Consider the following 16,327-nt stretch of genomic DNA (forward strand, 5'->3'; position numbering starts at 1 on the left):
GACCCGCCAGGTCACGACTTTAACCGCAGCTCTGTGAGGTCTTGACGCGGTCGCCACCTCTCCCACATCTTGAATGCTGTTCTAAATTCTAGAACACCATTCAAAGTCTGGGAGTGGGCATGCTGCACCAGGACACAGCGGCGGACACGGGCCGCGACGAGGTCTTCCAGGTCGAGGGCCACGGCATCGACCCCATCCCCGACGCCGAGCGCCACGGCGGCGCCAAGGACCTCTTCTGGCTCTGGTTCGGCTCCAACCTCACCTTCACCTACGTGATCAACGGCGCCCTCGCCGTCGCCTTCGGCCTCTCCTTCTGGCAGGCCACCGCCGTCGTCGTCATCGGCGGACTCTCCTTCTTCGCCATCAGCGCCGCCGGACTCAGCGGTGTCCGCACCGGCACCGCCACCCTCGTCATCTCCCGCGCCGCCTTCGGTGTGCGCGGCAACTGGCCCGCCGGACTCCTCAACTGGGTCGTCAGCATCGGCTACACCATCGTCAACACGGCGGTCGGCACCCTCGCCCTCGAAGCCCTCTTCGCCGACCTCGGCTGGGCCGGTGGCCAAGCCGCCCGCGCCCTCGCCCTGCTCGTCACCCTCACGATGACCTTCGCCGTCGCCCTGTGGGGCCACGCCACCGTCCAGTTCGCCGAACGCTGGATGGCCTACGCCCTCGCCCTCGGGTTCGCCGCCCTGCTCGCCTTCGTCCTGCCCGGCGCCGACACCACCGCCCCGGCCCAAGGCCCCGGTGCCGTCGGCTGGAGCCTCGCCTTCGTCGTCATGCTCGCGGGCCCCTTCTCGTACCTCCCGATGCCCGCCGACTACACCCGCTACCTGCCGCGCACCACCTCGCTCAAGGCCCTCACCTGGAGCGGCGCGCTCGGCGGCTTCCTCTCCTCCGTGGCCCTCGGCGTCGCCGGAGTCGCCGCCGCGACGCAGGCCGACATGACCGACGCGGTCGCGGGCGCCGAAGGGCTGCTCCCCGGCTGGTTCCAGCCGCTCTTCCTCGCCCTGATCCTCGGCGGCTCGGTCACCAACTCGATCATCACGCTCTACTCCTCCAGCCTGAACCTCCAGGTCCTCGGCATCCCCTGGAGCCGCGCCCGCGCCATCGTGATCAGCGCCGCCGTCACCGCCCTCGGCTCCCTCGGCGCCCTCTTCCTCGCCGACTTCACCACCTCCCTGCTCGCCTTCCTCTCCCTCCTGATCATCGTCTTCGCCCCCTGGGGCGGCGTCTTCCTCGCCGACATGGTCCTGCGCCGCTGCTCCTACGACTCCGACGCCCTGCACGCCGGAGAGGGCGGGACCTACTGGTACCGCTCCGGCTGGCACCCCGCCGGAATCACCGCCCTGCTCGCCGGCATGGCCTTCGCCGCCCTCACCTGCGACTCCGAACTCTGGACCGGCCCCCTCGTCGCCCCGCTCGGCGGCGCCGATCTCACCCTCCTCGGCGCCCTCGTCTCCGCGCTCGTGTACGTCCTCCTCGCGCGCCGCACCGCCACCCCCGCGCAGCCGTAACACCCCTGCCAGAAACTGGAGTTCGATCCCTCATGAACAGCGCCACCCCCGCAGACCTCGTCCTCGTCGGGGCCCGCATCCACACCGTCGACCCCGCCCTGCCCGAGGCCGAGGCGCTCGCCGTGCGCGACGGACGCATCGTCTGGCTCGGCGCGGACGCCGACGCCGCGCGCTGGACCGGGCCCGACACCACGGTCCTCGACGCGGGCGGCCGTCTGGTCCTGCCCGGCTTCATCGACGCCCACAACCACGTACGCCTCGGCTCCGACGACGCCTGCGTCCAACTCGCCGGAGCCCGTACCCTCGACGCGATCCACGAGCGGATCACCACCTGGCGCGCTGCCCACCCCGAGGCCGCCTGGATCGAGGCCGAGGCCTTCGACTACTCGGCGATACCCGGCGGGCGCATGCCCACCGCCGCCGACCTCGACCCCGTGACCGGCGACACCCCCGCCGTCGTGCTCAGTTACGACGTGCACACCGCCTGGCTCAACACCGCCGCCCTGCGCGCGCTCGACGTCACCCGCGACCGCACCGACCTGCCGTTCGGCACCGCCGTCACCGACCCCGAGACCGGCGAACCCGCCGGATTCGTCAAGGACTTCGCGATCAAGGGCCTCTCCCGCGCGGGCCACCGCGCCCTGCGCGAGCTCGGCGTCCCGTGGGCCTCGCCGGACCGCCAGTACGGCAGGCTCGCCAAGAGCCTCGACGACGCCGTCGCGTACGGCATCACCACCGTCGTCGAGCCGCAGAACTCCCTGGACGACCTCTCCCTCTTCGAGCGCGCACGCGCCGAGGGCCGGCTCCGCTCGCGGATCGTCGCCGCACTCTTCCACCCGCGCGGCACCACCGAGGCCGAGCTCGACGAATTCGCCGACGTCGCCCGGAAGTTCGCCGACGACCGGCTGCGTGTCGGACCGCTCAAGCTCTACATCGACGACGTGGTCGAGCCCCGCACGGCCGCGCTCCTGGAGCCGTACGCCGGGTGCGGACACCATCGCGGCGACACCTTCTACCCGCCGGAGGAGTTCGCGGAACTGCTCACCGGCCTCGACGCGCGCGGCTTCCAGTGCTTCGTGCACGCCACCGGCGACCGTGGCATCCGTACGGTCCTCGACGCCGTCGCCCGTGCCCGCGGCGTCAACGGGCCGCGTGACGCGCGCCACCAGGTCGTCCACGTCGAGTGCCTCGACCCGGCCGACACCCCGCGCTTCGCCGAACTCGGAGTCGTCGCCTGCATGCAGCCCCGCCACGCCGCGCCCGACATCGCGGGCCCGGGCCAGGACTGGGCCGAGAACATCGGCCCCGACCGCTGGCACAAGGCCTGGCCGCTGCGCAGCCTGCACGCCGCCGGAGCTGTCCTCGCCCTCTCCAGCGACTGGAACGTCGCCGAGATGGACCCCATGGTCGGCATCTACACCGCCGTCACCCGGCGGCCGCTGCGCGGCGGGGGAGAGCCGTGGACGCCGGAGGAGACGATCGACGTGGTGACCGCGGTCGAGGGCTACACCATGGGTTCCGCGTACGCCAACTTCCTCGAGGAGGAGCGGGGTTCGCTGACCGTCGGCAAGCTCGCCGACTTCGTCGTACTCTCCCGCGACATCCTCCGGATCGACCCGGAGGACATCCCGGGCACGGTGGCCGAGACGGTCGTGGTGGGCGGAGAAGTCGTCCACACGCGGACGGACGGCTGAGGCCGCGCGCCGGCGGCCCTCGGGAAGCGAGGGCCGTCGGCACCAGGGCCGGTCAGGGCCGGTCAGGGCCAGTCAGGGTCGGTCAGAGCCGGTCGAGAATCTTCCTCAGCTCGGCGATCTCGGCGGTCTGGGTCCGTACGACATCGGCGGCGAGCTTCTTCGCCGTGGCGTCGCGACCGTCCTTCTGCTCGGTCTCGGCCATCTCGACCGCCCCCTCGTGATGGGCGATCATCAGCTCGGCGAACTTCCGGTCGAAGGCCGTGCCCCGGAGGTTCGCCAACTCCTTCATGTCCTGCTCGGACATCATCCCGGCCATCGAGTGGCCGCCGCCGTGGCCTGCCCCGTGGCCGCCCTGATCCGTCGACTCGGGCCTGCCCCAGCCCTTGAGCCAGGCCCTCATCTTCCGGATCTCCGGGTCCTGGGCCTTCTCGACATCGGCGACGATTTTCTTGACGCCTGTGTCCTCGGCCCGGCCGTCGGCGAGCCGCGCCATCTCCAGGGCCTGCTGGTGGTGCGGGATCATCGCCTGCGCGAAGGCGACGTCCGCGTCGTTGAAGGTGTCCGCCGCGGGGGAGCCCGAGACGGAGGCCTCGGAGCCCTGCTTCGTACGGCTCACGGAGTCACCCGCGGAGTCGTTCGCCGAGCCGCAGGCGGAGAGCAACAGGCCCGCGACGGCTACGGCGCCGGTCAGCGCGAGCTTTTGGGCGGTGGGGTTGCTGAAGGCACGCATGTGTGTCACACCTCGTGTGTGCTGTGTACTGCCGGAAAGGTCGAATGGGCGTTTCCGCGGGCAGCGCGAGGCGCCCGCGGCGGCGATTCGGCCTATATCCGCAGGACCGACAGCTGGGCGAGGTCGGGAGATATCGGCGGCGGGGCGTTCGGGGCGAGCAGTCGCGTGAGCCGGCCGAGCAGCCGGACCATCCAATCGGGGCGGCTCCCGAAGGCGGCGAGGACGAGCCGGGCGAGGGCCCAGACGCCGAGGACGGCCACGCAGAGCGTGGTCATGTCCATACTCATGCCGGTGTCGTGGGACGCCGGGTCGTGGGCCCCGGTCACGCCGGGGGAGGGCGCGGGGGCGGAGTGCACGGAGGCGGAGACATGCGTCATGCCGTCCACCCCGGTCTCCGAGGCGCCCTCCGGGTGGCCGACCGCGTGCATCACGAAGACGCCGAGAGCGAGCACCACGACGAGCATCAGGTGCGCGAGTGCACCCGCCGCTCTCATGCGGCGCTGCCCCACTCGTCCCGTACGCAACGCTCAACCTCCCGCGACGACCCTACCGAACGGGGTACGGATCCCCGGGCAGCCGCCCACGCGTCCTCGATCACTCACTGAGGGAGGTCGCCGGTCATCGCGGCGGCGAGCCGGAGGTGCGGGGCGGCCTCGGCGTGCCGGCCCTGCCGCTCCAGGGTGCGGCCGAGCATGAGACGCGCGTAGTGCTCCACCGGGTCCAGGTCGAGGAGGGCGCGGAGCTCGGTCTCGGCGCGGGAGAGCTGGGCGGAGTGGTAGTAGGCGCGGGCCAGCAGCAGCCGCTGCGCGGTCTGCTCCGGGTGCTCGGCGACCAGACCCCGCAGGATCCGAGCCGCCGTCAGGTACTCCTTGGCCTCGAAGAAGAACTGGGCGCGGTCCCAACGCTCGCCGGCGGTGCCGAACTCGTAGTACGTGTCGTTCACAGGCTCTCCCTCGGGGCGTCCCTACCCTGCCAACCGGGTGGGGTGGCAGTTTTGTCAACACCCCAAGATGATTGAACATTCCACTACTATTTCCGCGTGGAGACACGCCCACCCCGTCCTCGGACAGGAATAGGTTGAGTGTCATGAGCAATCTTGATCGTCAGGCCGCCCTCACCGTCTGTGGCGGCCGCGGCTTCGTCGTCGCCGAACCGGTCCGGGAGCTCCTCAGCCCCCGTCACGTCCAGCTCGGCGAGTCGACCGAGGTCCGCCGTCTGCTCCCCAACCTCGGCCGCCGCATGGTCGGCGCCTGGGCCTTCGTCGACCACTACGGCCCGGACGACATCGCGGAAGAGCCCGGGATGCAGGTCCCGCCTCACCCGCACATGGGGCTCCAGACCGTGAGCTGGCTCCACGAGGGCGAGGTCCTGCACCGCGACAGCACGGGAAGCCTGGAGACGATCCGCCCCCGCGAGCTGGGCCTGATGACCTCGGGCCGGGCGATCTCCCACTCCGAGGAGAGTCCCCGGCCCCACGCGCGCTTCCTCCACGGCGCCCAGCTCTGGGTGGCGCTCCCGGAGGCCCACCGCCACGTCGAACCCCACTTCCAGCACCACGCCGACCTCCCGCAGGTCACGGCCCCCGGCCTGACGGCCACCGTGATCCTCGGCGAACTCGACGGCGCGGCCTCGCCCGGCACCACGTACAGCCCCCTGATCGGCGCGGACCTCGCACTGGCGGCGGGCACCGAGACGAGCATCCCCCTGGAACCGGACTTCGAGTACGCGGTCCTGGCGATGTCGGGCGAGGCTCACGTCGACGGCGTCCCGGTCCTGCCGGGCTCGATGCTCTACCTCGGCTGCGGCCGCACGGAACTCCCCCTGCGCGCAACCTCGGACGCGGGGCTGATGCTCCTGGGCGGCGAGCCGTTCGAGGAGGAGATCGTCATGTTCTGGAACTGGATCGGCCGCTCGCAGCAGGACATCGAAGAAGCGCGCGAGGCATGGATGAACGGCACCAGGTTCGGTGAGGTGAAGGGCTACGACGGCGCTCCGCTTCCGGCCCCGGAACTCCCCGCGACGCCACTGAAAGCGCGGGGTCGTGTGCGCTGACCAGCGGTATCACCTCATCCTCGGGATGCGCGCGCTGAGTTGCGAGGCGGACCCGGGGGCTGTGGCTGAGTTCCCGTGTGTGACCTTGTGTGGGCAGGTGTGGCAGGACGGATGCTGACTCAATGCTGACTTTCATGACGTCCCGTCAGGTTGATCTGCGTGCTTCGCCGCGGGGGCGCTGGTCTCAGTGGGGCGGTCTGGGGCCTTGCTGGCCTGAATGGCTCCCGCGTTCGTGGCCGACGCTGGGAGCAGGTCGGGGCCGGCGCGCAAGTGGGAGGGGGATGTCTGTCGATGCCCGTTGTGGAGTTCCGACAGAACGCAAGCCAACTGGTCGAGGCGGTGGGTCTGAGCGGTTACTCCTGACGAGAGCCCTGCTACGCGCCGGAGAGAGCTGCTGTGCGGCGGGGCTCAGGCCATGCCACGCCGCTGCGGCGACGTCCCCACTAGGCCGAGGGGCGGGTGTGCCAGGTGTGACGGAGATACGCGTCCAGGGCGCGGCTGCGCCGCTCCGGGGTGTCGTCGGCCGGCTGGCCCAGATACGCGCGCATCACCTGGTCCAGCTCGCCATACCGCCGGTCGTGTTCGAGGGGCTTCATGGACATGTGCGTGTGACCCCTACAGGTAGAACGGGACGGGCGTGTGGACGACGAAGCCGAGCGGACTCGTCGCCTCGCAGCGCAGGACCACGCGCGCCGCGCGCACGTCGACGGGGCCGCGCCCGGCCAGCAGGTCGCCCCCCAGCTGGACCCGGCCCACGGGCTCCTCACGGGACGGCCAGGCCGCCTCGAGGGTGAGGCGGACCCGGGTGTTCTGGGCGAGCCAGCGGTGGACGGCCTGTTCGTTGGCGGTCACCACCTGCTGGGTGGCCCACTGGGCGGTCTCCCGGTCGGAATAGGAGGCGGAACGGGTCAGCACGGGGGCATCCTCTCAAATTGCCTCGTCAGGAGCCGAACTCCTACGGGTGGCAGGCGGTTCAGTAGTCGGCGAAGTTCCAGAACATGCCCACCTCGGTGTCCGAGACGACGATCAGGCCGTAGTCCTCCGAGTACACGCTCAGCGGGCTGTACGCCCAGCCCGACGATGTGAAGTCGAGCGTGCCGCTCACGTGACCCGGCTTGTTGACATTGGTGTGGAAACTGGCGGAGTCCCCGTAGCGCGCGAGAATCGTGCGCGCCATCGCCCGGAGCTCCTCCTCGCTTTCGACGAAGCGACTCAGGTTGGCCAGGGTGCAGCCGTCGTCCGTAAGGGCGAGGAGAAGGTTCTCGGCACTGTCCCGATCGATCTCCTGGAGACGCCTCGCGATGTACTCCGGCGGGTGGGCGACGAAGGGATACGTGAGGGACGCCTCGCGCTCCGGGTTCTGAGCCGCGTCATCGAGACCGGTCCAGCCGCGGGGGTCCGGCTCTCGTGCCATCAGAGCAAGGACGTCGAGGACCCAGTTCTCGTGGCGACGCGGGCCCGTGGCGTCGTACGGGTACGCGTCCTCGTACAAGTGGCGTACCGCGGCTTCCCAGGACGTCTGGTCGACGGATATGTGGTGCTGGCCTTTCTCGGCTTTCGCTAGGACTTGGAGGGCATCGACGTCATGACAGTGAACGGAGGGTTGCGGCTGCTGTCGTAGCGGATACGCGTGTCGACGCCGCTCACGTCGTACGCCTGGGCATTCCCGCCCTGCTTGTACCCGGACAGTGGGTCGTTGGGGTCCACCGGCTGCTTGCTCACGCTGCGGCCACTGGTCTCGCCGCTCGGCACCGTGTCGTAGAACGACTTGACGTCGCCGTCGGAGGCCGGCGGAGGCCCCTTGATCCATGCCTCGATGGCGGCCTTGTTCGTGTTGAGGTTGCGCTCGGTCAATTCCTCGGCGCGCTGGTAGGTCGGGAAGGCGGAGGAGCCGCTGGGCTCGGCTTGCCGTGTGGCCAGGCCGCTGTCGGGCCGCCCGACTGCTGGTCACGCAGGCGCTGCGCCAACTGCTCGTCCGTCTTGCCGACGTGCTTGTCCAAAGTATGGCCGTTGGCCATGTATTCGTTGGCGGCGAGGTTCAGGTCGTATTTGCCGTTCGAATCGAGCTGCTGCGCGGCCTCAGTTCCAGGTTTTCGACCCTCGTCAGATCCAGTCCGGCCCGGGTCGCTGTGGTCAGCGGCTTGCGGATCTCCTGTCCCCAGTACGAGGCGGTACGGTCACTCCCCGGCAACCCGTCGACAGAGACCCCGCCGAGGGTGACCCGGCGGCCGGAAGCGTCGGCGACCGACACGTCCAGCTGGGTTCCGGTGGTGCCCGGCACGAACGGTCGGGGCGAGCGATGCCTGGTCGGGCATGTCACGCCGGACAGGTCGGCCGGTTCGGTGAACCCGTCACAGTTGGGCGTGGCCGCACGGGAGTCCGTCTCCCGGCACCTCCCCTCCCACATGGTGCCGGCGGTGGTGATGGTCTCCGCGGAGTTCCCGTTGTCGCCCACCGGCAAGGTCGACCGGCGGGCGCTTCCCGCACCGACGTTCGACGTGTCGGCCAGTCACATCGACGAAGTCGGCCCGGACGACGGGTTCTTCGACCTTGGTGGGCACTCGCTGGTGGCGACGAGTCTGGTGAGCCGGGTGCGGGCCGCGCTGGGGGTGGAGCTGGGAGTCAGCGCCGTGTTCGAGGCACCGACACCGGCCGCGCTCGCGCGGCTGGTCGCGGGTCACACCACGGACGGCGGGGCCCATGACGTACTGCTCGAACTGCGCGGGCACGGCAGTCAGCCACCGTTGTTCTGCATTCACCCGTCCAGCGGGATGAGCTGGTCCTACGCCGGTCTGCTGCACCACCTCGATCCGGAGACGCCGCTGTACGGACTGCAGGCACGAGCTTGAGCGGCGACTCCGTCCTGCCGCAGACCATCGACCAGTTGGCGGCGGAGTATCTGTGCCGCATCCGGACGGTGCAACCGAGTGGACCGTACCGTTTGCTCGGCTGGTCGTTGGGTGGTCTGGTCGCCCACGCGATCGCGGTCCAACTCGAGCGGGAAGGGCAGCAGGTGGAGTTGCCGGCCGTTCTGGACGTGTCGCCGGTGGCCGCGGAGACCGAGGGCACGCAGGCGGAGGGCCTCGCCGACGACACGCTCGACGCGGCACTCGCAGAGGAGATCGGCGATGCCAGCCTGCCGGAGGAGACGATCGCCCGGATCACCGCCACCGTCGGGCACAGCGGCCGGCTGCGTGACCGCTTCACCCCCAGCCGGTTCGGCGGCGATCTGCTGCTGTGCACGGCTGGACCGAATGGACTGACCGACGACTGGCGCCCGCACATCGGCGGCCGCATCACGACCCACGAGATCGCCACCACACATCTCCGGATGATGCGCCCCGCGGCGTTGACCCAGATCGGACCTGTCCTGGCGGCCGCGCTCGCCGGCGGGGACCGGTAGATGTGCCGGTGCCGGTGCCGGTGCCGGTGCCGGTGCCGGAGCGGCACCCCGCGAGAACGCACGTGGGGTACGTACGCCCCCCGAACCCCGTCGCCGCGTCAGGAGGACACGGCCAGGACACAGAGCTCGTGGTCCTCGGGGTCGGTCAGGCACGTCCAGGGAACGTCGCCCTGGCCGAGGTCGAGGTCGGTGGCGCCGAGGGCCCGCAGCCGGTCCACCTCCGACGCTTTGTCGTCACCGGGGTACGGCAGCAGGTCGAGATGGACGCGGTCCGGCGCGGTCTTCGCGCCGGGTGTGCGGAGGAACTCGAGATACGGGCCGACACCCTTGGCGTTGCGCAGCACCGCGTGTTCGTCGGTCACCTCGTGCAGGGTCCAGTCCATCGCCTCGCCCCAGAACCGGGCCATGGCCCGCGGATCGGCGCAGTCGACCACCACCGCGGCGATCGGGCCGGTGTCCCGGTAGACCTCCCGCGGCTCCAGCACGCAGAACTCGTTGCCCTCGGGGTCGGCGAGGACCGTCCACGGTACGGCGCCCTGGCTCACGTCGGCGGGCGTCGCACCGAGGGCCTGGAGGCGCGCGACCAGTTCCGCCTGATGGTCCGCGGAGGTGGTGGCGAGGTCGAGGTGCACACGGTTCTTCGCGGCCGACTTGAGCGCCGGGACGGGAACGACGTCGATGCCGAGAACGACCGGGTCCGGCCAGACGAGTCCGCCGCTGGGTCCGACGTAGGTGGTCACGCCGGGGCTGTAGGCGGTCCAGCCGAGCGCCTCCGCCCAGAACCGTCCGACCGCCGAGGGATCGAGAGCCTTGATGTTCACATGAGCAGGTCGCAGTGCCATGCTGGCGATCCTATGCGCCCGCTCACCGAGGGCACGCACGTGCTCACCGGTCGCCGTGCACAGCTCGCCGAGTGGGTTCGCCGACCGGACTGCGCGGCCCCACCTGGGAAGACGAGGAGGGGCGGAGGTCCCGCAGCACCCTGTCCATGGCCGCCCACGGCGCCCTGCCCCGGGCCTTCGCCCGCGTCCACCTCCGCCACCGCACCCCCGCCTTCGGCTCGCCGTGGAGACCGGCCTGTGGTGGCTGGTCCCGGGGAGCGTCTACGAGCGCGTCGAGGACGGCCGTATCCACAACACCGCCCTCGCCGTCTCGCCGGAGGGCGAGATCGTCGCCCGCTACCGCAAGGCCTTCCCCTGGCAGCCGTACGAAAGACCACGCCCGGAACCGAGTTCACCGTCTTCGACATTCCCGGCGCCGGTCGCGTGGGACTGGCCGTCTGCTACGACGGCGCCTTCCCGGAAACGGTCCGCCAGCTCGCCTGGCTGGGCGCCGAGATCGTCATCCAGCCCACCCTGACGCCCACCCGCGACCGGGAGATGGAGCGCGTCTGCGCCCGCGCCCGCGCCAACGCATGGACCAACCAGGTCTACGTCGTCAACGTCAACGCCGGCGACCCCGCCGGCGTCGGAACCAGCGCCGTCGTCGACCCGGAAGGCCTCGTCCGCCAACAGGCCGGCCCCGGAGAGGAGATCCTCGTCGACGTCCTCGACCTGGACACCGTCACCAGGGTGCGCCGCTACGGCTCCGCAGGGATCAACCGCCCCTGGAGCCAGCTCGCCCGGTACGGAGAATCGATCGGCCTCCCCGTGTACGGCGGCCGGACACTCCGCAGCCTGGACTGGATGGAGTGACCTGGAGGCCTCGGCGCGCTGTCAGAGGCGCACGATGACCAGAGCGATGTCGTCCCGGGCCCCGCCGACGACGCCGAGACGGGCCAGCAGGGTGTCGGCGAGGCGGTCGGGGCCCATGTCGGCGTGGCGGGTGAGGGCGTCGGTGAGCCTGTGCAGGCCGGCATCGATGTCCTCGTCGCGCCGTTCGATGAGCCCGTCGGTGTACAGCACGAGGGTGTCGCCCAAGGCGTAGGCCAGGGTGGCTTGGGGGCGGGGAACGTGTTCGGGCCGTGCACCGAGCGGCGGATCGGTGGCTTGCTCCAGCAGGTCGCACGTGCCGTCGGCGTGCAGCAGAACGGGCGGGGGGTGGCCGGCGCTGCTGTAGGCGATCTGCTGGGCTTGGGCGTCGATCACGACCTGGACGGCGGTGGTGGCGAGTGCGCCTTCGACCGACCGGGCGTACAGGCCGAGAACCTCCAACGACTTCGCCGGCTCGGGCAGGGCCCGGACCGCGGCGCTCAGTGCGCTGCGGAGCATGCCCATGACGGCGGCGGCCTCCAGGCCGTGGCCGACGACATCGCCGACCGCGACCCCGAAGGAGTCACCGGGAAGATCGACGACGTCGAACCAGTCGCCGCACACGTTCAGCGACCCGACCGCGGGCAGGTAGCGCACCGCGACGTTCCGGTGCCCCTCCAGGTCGGGCGAGTGCAGCATCGCCTCCTGGAGCGCGACGGCCACCTGGCGCTCCCGGGCGTGCGCCTGGCGCAGCTCCTCGTTCAGCCGTTGCAGCTCCCGCGCCCGCGCGTACAGCTCGGCCTCCATGGCCTCCCGCTTGCCCAGCGGTGCCTGTCGCGGGCCGGGCGGGCGGGAGCGGACGAAGTCGGTCACGTCCTCCACCCGGTGGATGATCCACGCCACCCGCCCGTCCGGCCCGACCACGGGGGTGTTGATCGGCGACCACCACCGCTCCTCGAACGCCCCGGGCCGGGACGCCACCGGGATGTCGTACTTCTGCACCGCCATCGTGTCCGGCTCTCTCGACCGCAGGACGCGCTGCAGCGAGGCGTTCAGGTTCCGCACCCCGTCCGCACTCGCGTCCGCCGGGTTGTCCGGGAAGGCATCGAACAGGTGCTGGCCGACCAGATCCTGCCGACTCCGCCCGGTCGCGCGCAGGTACGCCTCGTTGACTCCGACGATCACCAGGTCTGGGCCCAGCACCAGATACGGACTCGGCGTGGCCGCGAACAACGCTGTGTAGTCGATCTCCGGTTTCACGGGCCTCGCGCCAATTCCCTCAGCTGTCCGACAGTCATGGTGCACCTGCCTCCAGCCTCACCCGTGCGACAGCGCGGCGCGACACGAGCTCCGTCACCGGAAGCTGAGGACTTCGCCCACAGGCCGACGGGGTGTCGCCCCACCCGAGGGGCCGTAGCCGAGCCGGAAGACCATGTGGACGAAGCCGATCGCGGAACTCGGATCGCGGACGGACGAGCGGAGCTCGGGCCATTCGAGGGGCTGCGACATCAGCGAGGTCGCGAGGCCGTCGAGGGTGGCCTGCAGAAGCACCCGCTGCATCGCCTGACCTGCTCGCAGCCAGTCCGCCGGAGTGTCCTCCACCGTGCCGAGCAGCGCGAGCCGGGGGTGCTTCTCGAAGTCGGCGACACCACGGTCCGCCACCCGGCGGGGGGAGTCGAAGTCCCGTACAGGGGCGCTCACGCCGTACTGCCGTGGGCCGATCGCCTCCGCGGGGACGCCCTCGGTGGTGGGCCCTTCACCGGTCCTGCCCGTGCGGGTCCAGGTGGCGATCTCCGCGCGCACGGCCTCGTTCGCGGCTTCGAGGAACTCGGCGTCGCGTACGAGTTCCATGACCGCGTCGGCGTGCCAGGCGCCCGGTGTGATCAGCCGACAGCCTTCCAGGAGAGCGGCGCCGTGAAGCCCGCCGAGGACGGGCTCGGGAATCGGCTCGTCGGTGAAGGGGAAGCGGCTGGTGTGCCGCCGCCGCACGGCGGGATGAAGGTCCGCGAGCCCGTGGTCCACGCTCCCGGTCCGCCGGAGACGGACGTCGGCCAGGTGCCAGGGATGATCGGGGTCGGGAAGCAGCCGGACCTCGGCGGTCCAGCCGTGGTGGGCGGCCGACACGCGCAGGTTGAACAGGGCGGCACCGCAGCCCAGGTGCAGAGCGCGGTGGTCCGGGTCGGCGATCGGCAGCGTGCGGTCGGGATCGCCGTACAGGGCCAGGGAACCGCTGCCGGCGCGGTGGACGAACCTCCAGGGCTGGGCGTTGTGCATGGAGGGCGCGGTCACGGCGTCCTCGACCAACGACGTCACGACCACCGCGTCGAGTTCTGGAGTGGACACGGCTCGTCCTGTCTGTGAGGGATCGCCCGGTGCGCGAAGGAACTGCGGCGATCGTGCCGGTGGGGGACGCAGCACCCTCTTCGTATTGTCCCAGCACGGACCGAGGCGCACCTTGCGAGGCGAACGAGGGGACCGGTGGGGATCAGGGGGGCTCCCCACACGGTGGGGAGCCGCCCTGAAGCGGGTAGGGGCTCGGTGTCGTTACGCCCAGTCCTGGGCCACGCTGCCGAGGTTCTGGCCGGCCGCCGCGCTGCGGTAGAACACGTGCAGCAGGTTGCGGTGGTCGGGGATGGCGGTGGAGAGGCCGACGGTGCCGGCAAGGGACTGGAAGGTCGTGTAGTCGTCGTCGTTCTCGCTGGTCTCGGCCGCGACCCACAGCGCCTTGTCGGTACCGATGACGAACACGTTGAGCCGGCCGTCCCAGCCGAGGACGGCGGTGGGCCGCTGCTGGATCTGCCCGCCGAGGGAGGCGGCCGTGGTGTAGCTCTGATAGTCGTCGGTCTGGCCGACGCGCCAGGCCGCCTGGTCCGTACCGCGGTGAAGAACTGCACCCGGCCCGCGGCATCGGCGGCCGCGGTGGGTGAGTCGGTCATGCCGGAGCTCTGCTTGGAGAAGGACCCGAAGTCGGGTGAGTTCTCCGACTTCTGCTGGCTGGTCCACAGTCCGTTGTCGCTGCCGCGGACGCCGACCACGATGCGGCCCGAGCCGTCGAGCGCCGCAGCGGGCTGTTCCTTCATCACGCCGCCGATGGAGGACGCCTTGGTGTAGGCCTCGTACAGCAGGCCCTGGTTGCGCGAGTACCACAGGGCGCTGTCGCTGCCCCGGTAGAAGACGTAGATACGCCCGTCGGCCCCGAGCGTGGCGACGGGGTCGCCGTCGACGTTGCGGGCCAGCTCGGTCGGGGCGCCGAAGGTGCCGTTGGGGTCGTTCTGGACGATGACTTCCAGCCGGTCGTCCGTGGTGCGGTAGAACACCCGCACCTTGCCGTCCTCGCCCAGGACGGGAGCCTGATTGCCTGCCGCGGCCGCACCGCTGTGTTCGGCCCAGTCCCCCCCAGGCGTACGAACGGTTCTGCGCCCGGGACCACACGGTGCCGTTCGCGCCGCGGGCGAACACCTGGAGCCGGTTGTCCGCGTCGCGTACCGGCATGGGATCGGACGACAGAACCCCATCGCCCGGTCATTCCTGCCTGGGACCCCGGGGCTCGATGACAAGGAACGTTTACATTGAGACAAGCTCCCTTTACATTGGCCGTATGGAGAACCCATCAGAGAACCGCCAGAGCCTGAGCGACACGATCCGCACCCGCGCGTGGTTCGTCGACTGGCTGCCGGCCGTCATCGCCCTCGGGGCGCTCAGCCTGATCTCGGAGTTCGGCCTCTTCGGCTCGGCGGACTCGGGAAAGCTGGTCTGGTCGCTGCTGAACCTCGCCCCGGGGCTGTGGATCGTGCGGGCCGTGATCAGGAGCCTGCGCCGCGCCGACGAGTACCAGCGGCGCTGCCAGCTCGAAGCCCTGGCCATCGGATTCGGTGTGCTGATCATCGCGATCTACACCGTCGGACTCCTCCAGGCCGCCGGGGTGGGGGACCTGCGCCAGCTGGTCCAGATCAGCTTCATCGGAAGCATCCTGGTCTGGATCGCGGCCCTGCTGTTCAAGACCCCGCGAACCCGGTGAAGAACCGGCTCAGGGAGCTGCGAGCGGTGCGCCGCTGGAGCCAGACCGACCTCGCCGACCGCCTCGACGTATCCCGGCAGACGGTCTACGCCATCGAAACGGGCCGCTACGACCCGAGCCTGCCGCTCGCCTTCAAGATCGCCGCTGTGTTCGGCGAACCGATCGAGAGCCTGTTCTCCCCCGACGACGACACGGCCTGACAACCGTGACCCTCTCCGCGGCCGGCCGCCGCCCGTGGGCGCCGGGAGTCGGGCAGCGGCAGCCGGCGAGAGGGGTAACCCGTTTGCCACGTCGGGCGCGTGGTCACCTCGCCCGCTCCGGTAGACCTGATGACATGCAACCAAGATCCCGCATACCCCTGGCCGCGATGGTGCTCCTGGTGGGAACCCTCGCTTCCGGGTGCGGGCCGAGCGTCTCGGCGGATGCCCCCGCTCGCCAGACGCCCAGCGTGGTCCCTCCAGACGACCTGGCCGAGAAGCTCGAGGAGCACAGAGTGCCCACCGCCCCGGAGGGCGCGACGATCCCGAGGTCCTCGTCCGACGACGGCAGCCGGCAGACGGTCACCTCGTACCTCGAAGGTGTCGTTCAGGACAACGACCGTATGTGGACCAACCTCTTCACCGACGAACTCGGCTTCTCCGAACCCTTCGTGAGCTACCGGGTCGTGCAACCCGGCGAGCAACTGTCGAGCAACTGCCGGTTCGCCGACGGCTCCCAGCTGGTCGTCACGCATGACACACCGAACGCGTTCTACTGTTCTGGCGACGAGCTCACGGCCGGGTACCGGGGAACGATCTATCTGCCCGTCACCACGATGCAGAAGATGTGGACGGGCAACGTCCTGGGTGAGCAGTCGCAACGCCAGGGGGACTTCGCGGCAGCGATCATCACGGCGCACGAGTTCGGGCACCATGTCGTGGACGAGCTGCGCGCCAAGTACAGCGAGCGCGACCACGTCGAGTACGTCCCGCCAGGCGGAAAATGGAAGGAACTCATCGCCGACTGCCTGGCCGGCGTGTGGGCGGCGCACGCGTACTACAGCGGCTACCTGGAGCCCGGGGACTTCGAGGAAGCGACGACCGCGCTCGAGGCGATCGGCGACTACGAGCTGCACGCGCCCGATCATCACGGCACGCCGGAGGAGCGCAGGGAAGCGATCGTCACCGGATATCGGCAGAGCGGGGCCTTGGGCGCCTGTGTCAGCAGGTACTGGAAGCCTTCGTAA

At 70.5% G+C, this 16,327-nt stretch carries 21 protein-coding genes and 1 pseudogene; 9 read left to right on the forward strand and 13 right to left on the reverse strand.

Features of this window, described 5'->3' with window-relative positions; genetic code table 11:
- Positions 1-119: 119 nt before the first annotated feature.
- Positions 120-1,514 (forward strand): cytosine permease, encoded by a 1,395-nt coding sequence (locus tag M5362_RS10340; RefSeq protein ID WP_260227096.1) that lies wholly within the window; start codon positions 120-122, stop codon positions 1,512-1,514.
- Positions 1,515-1,546: 32 nt separating this feature from the next.
- Positions 1,547-3,208, forward strand: coding sequence for an amidohydrolase (locus M5362_RS10345; protein WP_260227097.1), 1,662 nt, complete (start codon positions 1,547-1,549; stop codon positions 3,206-3,208).
- A gap of 82 nt (positions 3,209-3,290) precedes the next feature.
- Here M5362_RS10345 and M5362_RS10350 read toward each other — a convergent pair whose 3' ends face one another.
- The 3 genes from M5362_RS10350 to M5362_RS10360 form a co-directional block, all read right to left on the reverse strand.
- Positions 3,291-3,938: a DUF305 domain-containing protein gene (locus M5362_RS10350; RefSeq protein WP_260227098.1), complete on the reverse strand. Its 648-nt coding sequence runs from the start codon at positions 3,936-3,938 to the stop codon at positions 3,291-3,293.
- A gap of 92 nt (positions 3,939-4,030) precedes the next feature.
- Positions 4,031-4,432, reverse strand: a complete 402-nt coding sequence (locus M5362_RS10355; protein WP_260227099.1) for a DUF6153 family protein — start codon at positions 4,430-4,432, stop codon at positions 4,031-4,033.
- Positions 4,433-4,536: 104 nt separating this feature from the next.
- Positions 4,537-4,881, reverse strand: coding sequence for a tetratricopeptide repeat protein (locus tag M5362_RS10360; RefSeq protein WP_260227100.1), 345 nt, complete (start codon positions 4,879-4,881; stop codon positions 4,537-4,539).
- Between the two features lie 143 nt (positions 4,882-5,024).
- Here M5362_RS10360 and M5362_RS10365 point away from each other — a divergent pair, with 143 nt between their 5' ends.
- Positions 5,025-5,990 carry a pirin family protein gene (locus tag M5362_RS10365; protein WP_260227101.1) on the forward strand — a complete coding sequence of 322 codons (966 nt, stop codon included), beginning with the start codon at positions 5,025-5,027 and terminating at the stop codon, positions 5,988-5,990.
- A gap of 443 nt (positions 5,991-6,433) precedes the next feature.
- Here the strand turns inward: M5362_RS10365 and M5362_RS10370 are convergent, their stop codons facing one another.
- The 6 genes and pseudogenes from M5362_RS10370 to M5362_RS10390 all read right to left on the reverse strand — a co-directional run.
- Positions 6,434-6,592 carry a hypothetical protein gene (locus M5362_RS10370; RefSeq protein ID WP_260227173.1) on the reverse strand — a complete coding sequence of 53 codons (159 nt, stop codon included), beginning with the start codon at positions 6,590-6,592 and terminating at the stop codon, positions 6,434-6,436.
- 13 nt (positions 6,593-6,605) lie between these two features.
- A complete protein-coding gene (locus M5362_RS10375; protein ID WP_260227102.1) occupies positions 6,606-6,905 on the reverse strand; it encodes an RNase A-like domain-containing protein in 300 nt (99 codons plus the stop codon).
- 58 nt (positions 6,906-6,963) lie between these two features.
- Complete coding sequence (locus M5362_RS10380; protein WP_260227103.1) at positions 6,964-7,482, reverse strand: hypothetical protein; 519 nt, start codon at positions 7,480-7,482, stop codon at positions 6,964-6,966.
- 68 nt (positions 7,483-7,550) lie between these two features.
- Positions 7,551-7,910: an RNase A-like domain-containing protein gene (locus M5362_RS10385; protein WP_374214440.1), complete on the reverse strand. Its 360-nt coding sequence runs from the start codon at positions 7,908-7,910 to the stop codon at positions 7,551-7,553.
- Positions 7,841-8,008, reverse strand: coding sequence for an RNase A-like domain-containing protein (locus M5362_RS33285; protein WP_374214436.1), 168 nt, complete (start codon positions 8,006-8,008; stop codon positions 7,841-7,843). Before M5362_RS33285 ends, M5362_RS10385 begins: the two co-directional genes overlap by 70 nt.
- 44 nt (positions 8,009-8,052) lie before the next feature.
- Positions 8,053-8,268 (reverse strand): annotated as a pseudogene (locus tag M5362_RS10390) (hypothetical protein); the annotation flags it as partial.
- Between the two features lie 85 nt (positions 8,269-8,353).
- On the opposite strand from M5362_RS10390, the gene M5362_RS10395 reads away from it, so the two are divergent.
- Together M5362_RS10395 and M5362_RS10400 are read left to right on the forward strand one after the other, a co-directional pair.
- Positions 8,354-8,839, forward strand: a complete 486-nt coding sequence (locus M5362_RS10395) for a phosphopantetheine-binding protein (protein WP_260227104.1) — start codon at positions 8,354-8,356, stop codon at positions 8,837-8,839.
- The gene (locus tag M5362_RS10400) at positions 8,836-9,393 is read left to right on the forward strand and encodes a thioesterase domain-containing protein (RefSeq protein WP_260227105.1); all 558 of its coding nucleotides are present in this window, start codon (positions 8,836-8,838) and stop codon (positions 9,391-9,393) included. The genes M5362_RS10395 and M5362_RS10400 overlap by 4 nt, the downstream gene beginning before the upstream one ends.
- Before the next feature lie 98 nt (positions 9,394-9,491).
- Here the strand turns inward: M5362_RS10400 and M5362_RS10405 are convergent, their stop codons facing one another.
- Positions 9,492-10,235 carry a VOC family protein gene (locus M5362_RS10405; RefSeq protein ID WP_260227106.1) on the reverse strand — a complete coding sequence of 248 codons (744 nt, stop codon included), beginning with the start codon at positions 10,233-10,235 and terminating at the stop codon, positions 9,492-9,494.
- A 423-nt stretch (positions 10,236-10,658) separates the two neighbouring features.
- Here M5362_RS10405 and M5362_RS10410 point away from each other — a divergent pair, with 423 nt between their 5' ends.
- Positions 10,659-11,087 carry a carbon-nitrogen hydrolase family protein gene (locus tag M5362_RS10410; RefSeq protein WP_260227107.1) on the forward strand — a complete coding sequence of 143 codons (429 nt, stop codon included), beginning with the start codon at positions 10,659-10,661 and terminating at the stop codon, positions 11,085-11,087.
- Between the two features lie 21 nt (positions 11,088-11,108).
- Here M5362_RS10410 and M5362_RS10415 read toward each other — a convergent pair whose 3' ends face one another.
- The 3 genes from M5362_RS10415 to M5362_RS10425 all read right to left on the reverse strand — a co-directional run bounded on the left by M5362_RS10415 (position 11,109) and on the right by M5362_RS10425 (position 14,087).
- Positions 11,109-12,344 (reverse strand): PP2C family protein-serine/threonine phosphatase, encoded by a 1,236-nt coding sequence (locus tag M5362_RS10415; RefSeq protein WP_260227108.1) that lies wholly within the window; start codon positions 12,342-12,344, stop codon positions 11,109-11,111.
- A 93-nt stretch (positions 12,345-12,437) separates the two neighbouring features.
- A complete protein-coding gene (locus tag M5362_RS10420; protein ID WP_260227109.1) occupies positions 12,438-13,427 on the reverse strand; it encodes a nitroreductase in 990 nt (329 codons plus the stop codon).
- Between the two features lie 201 nt (positions 13,428-13,628).
- The gene (locus M5362_RS10425; protein WP_260227110.1) at positions 13,629-14,087 is read right to left on the reverse strand and encodes a hypothetical protein; all 459 of its coding nucleotides are present in this window, start codon (positions 14,085-14,087) and stop codon (positions 13,629-13,631) included.
- A 595-nt stretch (positions 14,088-14,682) separates the two neighbouring features.
- Here M5362_RS10425 and M5362_RS10430 point away from each other — a divergent pair.
- The 3 genes from M5362_RS10430 (at position 14,683) to M5362_RS10440 (ending at position 16,327) form a co-directional block, all read left to right on the forward strand.
- Positions 14,683-15,102 (forward strand): hypothetical protein, encoded by a 420-nt coding sequence (locus M5362_RS10430; RefSeq protein ID WP_260227111.1) that lies wholly within the window; start codon positions 14,683-14,685, stop codon positions 15,100-15,102.
- Positions 15,099-15,302, forward strand: coding sequence for a helix-turn-helix transcriptional regulator (locus M5362_RS10435; RefSeq protein ID WP_260227112.1), 204 nt, complete (start codon positions 15,099-15,101; stop codon positions 15,300-15,302). The genes M5362_RS10430 and M5362_RS10435 overlap by 4 nt, the downstream gene beginning before the upstream one ends.
- 293 nt (positions 15,303-15,595) lie before the next feature.
- The gene (locus M5362_RS10440) at positions 15,596-16,327 is read left to right on the forward strand and encodes a neutral zinc metallopeptidase (protein WP_260227113.1); all 732 of its coding nucleotides are present in this window, start codon (positions 15,596-15,598) and stop codon (positions 16,325-16,327) included.

The organism is Streptomyces sp. Je 1-79, from assembly GCF_025195125.1.
Classification (GTDB): Bacteria; Actinomycetota; Actinomycetes; order Streptomycetales; family Streptomycetaceae; genus Streptomyces.